Origin of the sequence: Corallococcus sp. AB045 (assembly GCF_003668895.1) — a bacterium.
GTDB classification, from domain to species: Bacteria; Myxococcota; Myxococcia; order Myxococcales; family Myxococcaceae; genus Corallococcus; species Corallococcus coralloides.
The window spans coordinates 22484-30883 of sequence record NZ_RAWN01000120.1; the positions used below are offsets into that span (position 1 = coordinate 22484).

The 8400-nt window shown below is 69.5% G+C and carries 10 protein-coding genes; 5 read left to right on the top strand and 5 right to left on the bottom strand.

Annotated features, from left to right (window positions below; genetic code table 11):
- Positions 1-3: 3 nt before the first annotated feature.
- Positions 4-1365, bottom strand: coding sequence for a hemolysin family protein (locus D7Y21_RS25810; RefSeq protein ID WP_121716314.1), 1362 nt, complete (start codon positions 1363-1365; stop codon positions 4-6).
- Positions 1366-1420: 55 nt separating this feature from the next.
- On the opposite strand from D7Y21_RS25810, the gene D7Y21_RS25815 reads away from it, so the two are divergent.
- The 3 genes from D7Y21_RS25815 to D7Y21_RS25825 all read left to right on the top strand — a co-directional run bounded on the left by D7Y21_RS25815 (position 1421) and on the right by D7Y21_RS25825 (position 3946).
- Positions 1421-2224 carry a hypothetical protein gene (locus D7Y21_RS25815; protein WP_121716316.1) on the top strand — a complete coding sequence of 268 codons (804 nt, stop codon included), beginning with the start codon at positions 1421-1423 and terminating at the stop codon, positions 2222-2224.
- An 86-nt stretch (positions 2225-2310) separates the two neighbouring features.
- On the top strand, positions 2311-3315 hold the full coding sequence (locus D7Y21_RS25820; protein ID WP_121716318.1) for a hypothetical protein: 1005 nt from the start codon (positions 2311-2313) through the stop codon (positions 3313-3315).
- Between the two features lie 19 nt (positions 3316-3334).
- Positions 3335-3946 carry a hypothetical protein gene (locus D7Y21_RS25825; RefSeq protein ID WP_121716328.1) on the top strand — a complete coding sequence of 204 codons (612 nt, stop codon included), beginning with the start codon at positions 3335-3337 and terminating at the stop codon, positions 3944-3946.
- Here the strand turns inward: D7Y21_RS25825 and D7Y21_RS25830 are convergent.
- From D7Y21_RS25830 to D7Y21_RS25840, 3 genes are read right to left on the bottom strand one after another with little or no spacing between them, the layout of a single operon-like run.
- Entirely contained in the window at positions 3940-4863 is a 924-nt protein-coding gene (locus D7Y21_RS25830; RefSeq protein WP_121716320.1) for a hypothetical protein, read from the bottom strand. The two genes, D7Y21_RS25825 and D7Y21_RS25830, sit on opposite strands and share 7 nt — an antisense overlap.
- Before the next feature lie 10 nt (positions 4864-4873).
- On the bottom strand, positions 4874-5560 hold the full coding sequence (gene aat, locus D7Y21_RS25835; protein WP_120561857.1) for a leucyl/phenylalanyl-tRNA--protein transferase: 687 nt from the start codon (positions 5558-5560) through the stop codon (positions 4874-4876).
- Positions 5561-5574: 14 nt separating this feature from the next.
- A complete protein-coding gene (locus tag D7Y21_RS25840) occupies positions 5575-6417 on the bottom strand; it encodes an LEA type 2 family protein (RefSeq protein ID WP_199724185.1) in 843 nt (280 codons plus the stop codon).
- 56 nt (positions 6418-6473) lie between these two features.
- On the opposite strand from D7Y21_RS25840, the gene D7Y21_RS25845 reads away from it, so the two are divergent.
- Both D7Y21_RS25845 and D7Y21_RS25850 read left to right on the top strand, forming a co-directional pair.
- Complete coding sequence (locus D7Y21_RS25845; RefSeq protein ID WP_120561855.1) at positions 6474-7118, top strand: hypothetical protein; 645 nt, start codon at positions 6474-6476, stop codon at positions 7116-7118.
- Positions 7119-7127: 9 nt separating this feature from the next.
- Positions 7128-7622, top strand: a complete 495-nt coding sequence (locus D7Y21_RS25850) for a hemerythrin domain-containing protein (protein ID WP_121716322.1) — start codon at positions 7128-7130, stop codon at positions 7620-7622.
- Here the strand turns inward: D7Y21_RS25850 and D7Y21_RS25855 are convergent.
- Positions 7603-8400, bottom strand: a 798-nt coding sequence (locus D7Y21_RS25855) for a hemerythrin domain-containing protein (protein WP_233612279.1), incomplete at its 5' end; no start/stop codon positions are given. The two genes, D7Y21_RS25850 and D7Y21_RS25855, sit on opposite strands and share 20 nt — an antisense overlap.

Consider the following 8400-nt stretch of genomic DNA (forward strand, 5'->3'; position numbering starts at 1 on the left):
GCCTCAGCCCTTGGCGTCTGGAGCCGCGCCGGAGTCCGGGGCCTGTCGCGGCGGGCCTCCCTGGCCGTCCGAGTGGCCGGGCGTGATGCTCTTGAGGCGGGACATCCGCACGCGGTCGATGCGGGCGCCCTCCTTGGTGGCCACGACGAACTGCCAGCCGTTGTAGGTGAAGCGCTCGCCCACGTCGGGCAGGTGGCCGGCGAGCGAGGACAGGTAGCCGCCCAGCGTGTCGAAGTCGCCCTCTGGCAGGGGGAAGCCGAAGAGCTTGGTGAACTGATCCACCTCCATGGCGGCGTCCACCATCGAGCTGCCGTCGGCCATCTTCTCGACGAGCTTCTCCTCCACCTCGAACTCGTCGCCGATGTCGCCCACGATTTCGCGGAGGATGTCCTCCAGCGTGACGACGCCCATGAAGCCGCCGTACTCGTCGACGACCATGGCCATGTGGATCTTCCGCTTCTGCATGTCGCGCAGCAGGTCGCCCACGGGCTTCATCCACGGCACGAAGTGGGCAGGGCGGATGACGTCCTGCAGGACGATGAGCTCCGGGTGCTGGAGCAGCGGGATGAGGTCGCGCGCGTGCAGCACGCCGACGATGTGGTCCACGTCGTCCTTGTAGACCGGGATGCGCGAGTGGTTCTCCTCCGCCAGGATGCGCAGCACCTCATCCGGCGGGGTGGTGACGTCCACGGAGATGACGTCCGTGCGGTTGACCATCACGTCGCGGCAGCGCTTGTCGGACAGCTCGAAGATGGAGCGGATGAGCTGCGGGGCGCTCTTGTCCACCTCGTTGCGCGCGGCCTGGGCGGCGAGCAGCTTCTCCAGCTCCTCCAGGGGCGGGGGCGGCGGCTCGAAGCGCAGGGTGCGGCCCATGGTGCGGGCGCCCAGGTTGAGCAGGCCCAGCATCAGGCGCATGGGCGGGTAGAGCACCGTCACCAGCAGGGACACCAGGCCCGACAGGCGCAGGGCCCAGCGCTCCGGGTTGCCGTTGGCCAGGCCGCGCAGCGTCACCTCCATGAGGCTGGCGAGCACGCCCACGAAGAGGGCGCCCGCGCACACCGTGGCGATGGGCACCCAGGTGGCCTCGGCGTAGCGGCTGAAGTCCAGGAGGCGCGGCGGGACGAAGGCGCCAATGGCGGCTGCGAGGAAGCCGGAAAGCACCATGCCCAGGCGCAGGGCGGTGGCGGCGGGCTCACGCTCCGTCTTGTGACGGAGCACCCGCCGGGCGGCGACACTCTTGCTCTCCTCCGCGAGCTCCTGGGCGCGCAGGTCGGACGTCCCATAGAGCGCGGACTCCGCGGCGGCGACCAGGGACCTCATGAAGCAGAGGGCCAGGCAGGCGACCCAGAGGGTCCAGGTAGGCATAGGGGGAGGTTCTTATCCCGTGCTAGAGGGGCATACCACCCTGGCGGGAGGCACCATGCGGGGACGTCGGATGTACGTCATTGGCGGACTGCTGGGCGCGCTGGCGGCGCCCTCGGCGGCCCTGGCCTGGCCGGTGGACCAGGCCCTGACGCTGGAGCCCGGCAAGGAGACCTTCCAGAAGCTCACCGCCGTGGACTGGGCGGAGTCCGACGCGCCCAACGTGGTGACGGCGGAGGCGCTGGCCCAGAGCGGCGAGCTGCTGCTGACGCCGCACACCGCCGGCATCGCGCGCGTGCTGCTGTACGCGGAAGGCCGCTTCGCGGTGTGGCGGGTGATGGTGGGCCCCATCGAGCTGCAGAACACCGGGTCCGAACTCGCGGCGGCCAGGAAGGCCTGTCCGGACCTGAAGGCCACGGAAGGCGTGGAGCGCAGCCTGACGGCGACGGTGAACGACAACGCGTGCCGGTTGGCGCTGCGCACGTTCCTCAAGACGCACGCGTACCTGGCGAAGGAGCTGGAGCTGACGTTCGCGGTGCCGCAGCTCCAGGCGCAGCTGGAGGACTTCGAGGCGGGCATGCCGCCGGGGCTGACGGTGCGCTACAGCGGCGCGGGGCTGGTGCTGTCCGGGAAGACGGACCGCGAGGGGCACCGCAAGGCGCTGTGGGAGCTGTTCAACCGCGCCGTGGGCCGCGTGCCGCTGGAGGACCGCACGGAGGTGGAGGCGCCTCCGAAGCCGGACGACGCCGCGAAGCAGGAGGCGCTCGACGCGACGGTGTCGGACGTGCCGCGGGATGCCGGGGTGCCGCCGGCGCCGCCTCCGCCGGTGAAGCGCAAGGCTCCGCCCAAGAAGCCGCGCTGAGCGCGGGGAAGAAGCCGCGCTGAACTTCGGGGGGCGCGCCGGAGGGCATCCGCTTGCGGTATGACCGTGGGTGGAGGTCCGACGGAATGACGAACGGAGTGAAGCGCGCGGTGTTCGCGCTGGTGCTGGCGCTGACGGTGGGGCCGGGGGCTGCGTGGGCGCAGGTAGATGAGGATGACGGCTCGGCGGTGGTGGTGGACCTGCCGGAGATGGACCGGGGCTGCCCGGTGAAGCCGGAGTTCCTGCCGATGACGCCCATGGGGCAGGTGGGCATCGACCGGCTGGGCTGGCTGGTGCACCAGGCCATCATCCCGCCCTCGAAGGACAAGTTCTTCCAGGCGGGGGCGCGCAGCCGCTCCGGGGTGAAGCCGGTGCCCATGGACCAGTCGAAGAAGCTGGGCGCGCTGGACACGACGAAGGCGCCCATCTGGGTGTTCGGCAAGGAGAAGTCGAAGGCGTGCAAGGGCACGCCCATCGCGTACTGGGCGGTGCGGATGGGGACGGACGAGGACCGCCAGACGTACCTGATGGCGGAGCTGGCGATGGAGTGTGAAGTGCTACCGCCCGGGCGGCTCGCGGGCACGCCCATCGCGCTGCGGCAGAAGGACGAGCCCACGGGGTGCGTGCTGCGCCGGCCCAACCGGAGCCACACGGGCAAGGAGATGGACGGCATTCCGCCGGACTACGCGGAGCACATCCCGCCGCAGGACTGCGCGGCGCCGAAGTGCGCGCGGCTGTGGGAGTACTTCGGCGTGACAGGCGAAGAGGGCGAGGGCGCGTTCGACCTGACGGTGTCCTATCTGCAGCGCAACGGCAGCAACCCGTGCAACTGGGCGACGGACGACCTGTCCATGTTGTTCGTGCGCGGGCGGGAGAGCACGGCGCTGACGCCGCTCAAGCCGGGAGGGCAGCTCTTCGGAGGCCTCTGGGACTTCAGCGGCCCGCGCTTCATCCTGAGCCGGGAGATGGGCGTGCTCTACGCGTACGACTACCAGAAGCTGAAGGCCGCGCCGAAGGCCGTGCGCTACGGAAGCCCCACGGAAGAGGACCTCATCCACGCGAAGCGCACGCTGTCTCCGTGCAAGAAGTAGCCGCGCTCCGAGGATGGGCATGCGCCTCTACCGTCCCGTGGGGCTTGCCGAGTTGTTGTTGATCTACCGGTCGGGGATGCGGCGCTTTCCGCCGCGTCTGCCGGAGCAGCCCATCTTCTACCCGGTGCTCAACGAGCCATATGCCCGGCAGATCAGCCGGGACTGGAACGCCACCAGCCCCCAAGGCGCCGGCTACGTGACGGCGTTCGACGTGGAGGACGCCCACGCGGCCTCCTTCGAGGTCCAGCAGGTCGGTGCCCGGATGCACCAGGAACTCTGGGTTCCCGCCGAGGCACTGGATGTCTTCAACAATCACATCCAGGGACGGATTCGCGTGACCGCCGCGGACTTCGGTCCCAGCTTCGTCGGTCATGTGCCAACGGCGTTCTCGCTGCGCGGCAAGGACGCGCGCGCCCAGTTCGGAGCCTTGAGAGACATCCACGGGTACAACGGGATGGACTTCCACGGAGAGGTGACCGCGAACCACGAAGCGGTGTTCGCGCACTTCCCCTACTGGGAACAGGTCGTCGCTTCGGACACGGCCGAAGACCGGAACCTGCTGGCCGCCATCCGGAAGGTCTGGATGAAGGCCTTCCCCGAGCTTCCCCTGGGACTCCAGCCCGGCTACTGAGCGCTGGACCCGTGGTACGTCTTGCGCAGCTTCAGGTCCGGCACGTCCACCGTGCCGTTCTTGTTGTCCGTGCAGTACCAGAGCGCGCCGTGCGGGGCCTGGACGCCGCCCTTCTGCGTGCGCGTCAGGCCGTTGTAGACGGAGCCGGCGATGAGGTAGCGGAACACCTGCGGCGCGGTGTCGCTCACCAGTGTGTTGTTCTGCTGCATCTCCTTCCAGACCACGCAGTACTGCTTGAGCGCGGCCCAGGCACCCTTGGAGTAGCGCGGGCTGCCCAGCATCCAGACCTCCAGCTGGGGGCACATCTCCCCTTCGCCGTCGTCCGCCGCGCCGTAGTTCATCGCCTCGCAGACCTCGTCCGCGCGGCTTTCGTTGAACGTTACGTCGCCCTCCGCCTGCCACCCGGTGAGCCGTGAGAGCTGGAAGCGGCGGATCATCAGCGCGTCGTCCCTCGTCAGCGACGGCGCCATGAAGGCCTGCGGCTCCGGCAGGGCGAACGTGCCTCCGCCGTGCGGCCCCACGCCCGCGTCCAGCACGTAGCCGCCCCACGTGTACATGAGGAAGAGCGACCACGCGTCCTTCACGAAGGCCCGGTACGAGGGCGGCGTCGCCAGCGCCAGGCCCCAGTCGAGGATGTCCGTCATCGCCGCGACGGCCCAGTCGTCCGACTCCTGGTACCAGTAGTACCAGCGATATGCCCTCGTGCCCGCCTTCGTCAGGAACGCCTGCATGCCTCGCACGGTGACGTTCTTGTGCGCGGCGAAGTCCCGCTCGTAGGCGGCGACGTGCGCGTCCAGGCACCAGAAATAGATTTTGACGCTCTGTCCCGAGCAGCGTGCCGCCAGGGCCCTCGGCGCGGTGATGTCTCGGTTGCGGTCCGCCGGAGGAGGGCCAATCCAGGTGTAGTGGACGTCCATCCGGTGAAGTCTACTCCGTCCACCGCCCCCGCCGCGTGGGCTCCTTCAACGCCTGGGCGAGCGCCGTCAGGAAGCGCTTGCGCGGCCAGGACTCCGCGCCGAAGCGCTCCAGGTGCTCTGTCTCCACCTGACAGTCGATGAGCTGGAAGCCCCAGCCCTTGAAGCGCTCCGCCGCCGTGGCGAACGCCACCTTCGACGCGTCCGGCGCCAGCGCGAACATGCTCTCCCCGAAGTACGCCGCGCCCAGCGACACGCCGTACAGCCCGCCCACCAGCACCTCGCCGTCCCACGCCTCCACCGAGTGCGCCAACCCCAGCTCGTGCAGCCGGATGTACGCCTGCTTCATCGCATCCGTAATCCACGTGCCGTCCTGCCCCGGCCGGTGCACGCGTGAACACGCGTCGATGACCTTCGGGAACGCGGTGTCGTAGCGCACCGTGTACGTGCCCCGGTTCATCACCTTGCGCAGCGAACGGCCCACGTGAATCTTCTCCGGCTCCAGCACGAAGCGCGGGTCGGGCGAGTGCCACAGGATGGGCTGCCCCTCGCTGTACCAGGGGAAGATGCCCTGCGAGTACGCGGCCACCAGCCGCTCCGGGCGCAGGTCGCCGCCTACCGCGAGCAGGCCGCTCTTGTCCGCCTTGAAAGGCGGGGGGAACAGCTCCGGCTCGTCGTCACTCAGCAGGTAGATGGGCACGCGTGCGCCCCAGTCTAGCGGGACACGTTGAGCTTCACGTCACCCTTGAGGAAGTAGGGGACCTGCAACATGGGGCCCTTCAGCTCGCCCTTCACGCTGTAGGGCAGGACGCCCTTCCCGATGAGCGCCTTGACGCCCGGGCCCCAGGACTGGGCCGTCACCGCCACCTCCACCGGGTACACACCCGTGGCGGACGCATCCACCGAGTCCGCCTGCGCGGTGGTGCCCTCCTCCAGGGGCTTGTCCGCGATGGCGACCTGGTAGGTCAGCGAGTCCAGCCGCAGCGGGAACGGGTTCGGGTTGCGCACGCCCAGCCGCAGGTTGATCTGCACCTCCTCCGGCGAGTAGCGGGCCGCGTCCAGGCTCTCCACGATGACCTCCGGCAGCCGGGGCACGCGCACGGCGCGGCTGGCGGCGAAGGGCAGGGTGTCCTCGCTGCCACCGGAGCGCACCACCAGCGTGCCGCGCAGCGCGATGAGCACCGTGCCGCCCTGGGCGCTCAGGCGGGCCAGGTCCTCGGGGCTCTTCACGTAGGCGGACTTCTCCTCGATGGAGAACTCCGCGGGAGCTCCCGGCGCGAACGGCACCCCCAGCTTCGCGGAGCCCGTCTTCACCACCTGCCCGTCGGCGACGAGCTCGTAGTCGGCCCGCTCCACGACGCCGTTGGCGGTGCCGGTGATTTGTCCGGTGTAACGCACGGAGGCGTCGGTGAGCCCCTGGGAGACGACGGCGGTCTCCTGGGCCGTCAGGGCAGGGGGGCCGCCGGAGCGGACCGGGGTGGAGGCACACCCGGAGCCAAGGACGAACAGCGCGGACACCAGGGCCATCATGCAGGTCGAGCGATTCACAAAGGACATTCTGGGGAGGCCAGGGGCTGGTCCCAAGGGGATTTCCGCTAGACTGTCCACCAACCGTGGCTCCCCGACGTCCCAACTTCAACCGGACCCTGCGCTCCCTCATCCGGGACATCGCCGCGCGCATGCCCGAGTTCAGCCACGTGAAGGTGGGGCGCATCCTGGTGGTGGCGGGCGAGGCCCGGCGCGCGTCGCGAGGCACGGTGAAGCCCCTGTGCTTCAAGGGGGGCAAGAGCATCGACAAGGCGGGGCGGCGCAAGCCGGTGGTGCGCATCAGGGGCCGCCGCATCCTGTACTGCATCACGCTCCGGCCCCTCTTCTTCCGGGGCTCCACCGCGAAGTCGCGGCTGGAGACGCTGATGCACGAGCTCTTCCACATCTCGCTGCGCTTCGACGGCACGCTGCACGCGGGCCGCCGCCACGCGAAGCTGGGCGCGGAGTTCGGGCGCCGCCTGCGGCCGCTGGTGCGCCGCTACCTGAAGCTGTGCCCGGAGGCGCTGCTCGCGGACCTTGCGCACACGGGCGAGGTGCGGGTGCTGCAGTGGCTGGAGCGCCCGGGCCCGGCCTACCACCCGCGCGCGTCGCACCGCCGCGTGCGCAAGGTCTACACGGAGGATCAGCTCTACTCCGGAGTGGCCCGAATGGTGACGCCGCGTCCCCGAGTGGCCCGCGAGGCCCACGTGCGCGACGACAAGGTGCACTGAAGGGCGTTGATGGCCGCGCCCACCGACTTCGTCAGCCTGGGCGTGCTCCACCGCGACCTGGAGGAGCTGTTCCTCCAGCACCAGGAGGCGCTGATGGGCATGGACCTGTCCGCCGCGCGTGAACGGCTGGCGCGCTACCGCGAGGAGCTGACGCGGCACCTGGAGGCGGAGGAGGCGCTGCTGTTGCCGGAGCTGCCTCGCGCCGGAAGGATCCGAGGCGCCGCGCCGGAGCTCTTCACCGGCGAGCACCAGCGCATGCAGGAGCTGCTGGCGAAGTGTCAGGACGCCGTGGACGCGCTGGACGCGAGCGCTCCGGACTACCGCCGCGCGGTCTTGCGCGTGTTCGACATGGAGAGCACGTTCAAGCACCTGGAGCACCACCACTCGTTGCGCGAGGAGACGTACCTGTTCCCCGCGCTGGATGGGGTGCTGGGCGAGGACGAGCGGCGGGCCCTTCTGGCCGCGTTCCTCGCGCGCACGGAGACTACCTCTCCGAGGGCGTGAACCGGGCGAGGTCGTGGATCCCAAGCGTGCGCTCCAACTGAGCCACCTCCTTGAGCGCGTTCTCGAAGCCGTCGTTCCCCAGCAGCCGGTGTTCCTGCTCTTCGAAGCGCTCGCCCAGTTCCTTGAATTGCTTTTCGTCGAAGAGCTTTCGGAATGCGGGGAACAGGACCGTGTCCTCACGAGCGGCGTGCGGGCGGTACATGCGGATGAATTGGGCGAGTTGCCGCACGACCGCGGCCCTTGGCTGGGGTTGCGTGAGGGCGTCGTGACCCGAGGTCGCGGCGAGGATGGACGCGGTGAGCTTGCGCCCGGCGGCGTGTTGTTCGAGCAGCACCTGAACGAGTTCTTTCTGCTGGCCCGCCTTCACCAGACGGGGGAACACCTCCGTCTCCTCCGTCTTCTCGTGGTAGTCCTCGCCAAAGCGGCGCATGAGCCGGGTGGCCTGGGTGAGCACCTCCACGGGAGCCTTCTCTTCCGGAGTGCCCAGTCGACGAGCGATCTCCTCGTAAACCAGGAGCGTGCGGCGGATGACGCCGTGCTCGCGCATCAGGTCCTCGGTGGCGTTCACCTCCGCGGGCTTTGACTTGCTCTCCGTCTTGGGGGCCGCGGCAAGGGCATTGCTTGCGGTGCTTCCAGCGCCCAGCAAGACGACCGTGGACAAGAAGCGGCGACGGCTGGACGCCTCGTTCATGGACATGCTCCTTGTATGGTTCGCTGTCTCCTCGGCCGGACCTGTCCGACAGTCGAACAGCTTTGTGCGCGGCGCGGCGGGTAGGGC

Excerpts from the sequence above, each read along its gene's own strand:
- D7Y21_RS25810 (WP_121716314.1), bottom strand. The coding sequence starts at position 1,365 with ATGCCTACCTGGACCCTCTGGGTCGCCTGCCTGGCCCTCTGCTTCATG.
- D7Y21_RS25815 (WP_121716316.1), top strand. The coding sequence starts at position 1,421 with ATGCGGGGACGTCGGATGTACGTCATTGGCGGACTGCTGGGCGCGCTG.
- D7Y21_RS25820 (WP_121716318.1), top strand. The coding sequence starts at position 2,311 with ATGACGAACGGAGTGAAGCGCGCGGTGTTCGCGCTGGTGCTGGCGCTG.
- D7Y21_RS25825 (WP_121716328.1), top strand. The coding sequence starts at position 3,335 with ATGCGCCTCTACCGTCCCGTGGGGCTTGCCGAGTTGTTGTTGATCTAC.
- D7Y21_RS25830 (WP_121716320.1), bottom strand. The coding sequence starts at position 4,863 with ATGGACGTCCACTACACCTGGATTGGCCCTCCTCCGGCGGACCGCAAC.
- D7Y21_RS25840 (WP_199724185.1), bottom strand. The coding sequence starts at position 6,417 with ATGTCCTTTGTGAATCGCTCGACCTGCATGATGGCCCTGGTGTCCGCG.
- D7Y21_RS25850 (WP_121716322.1), top strand. The coding sequence starts at position 7,128 with ATGGCCGCGCCCACCGACTTCGTCAGCCTGGGCGTGCTCCACCGCGAC.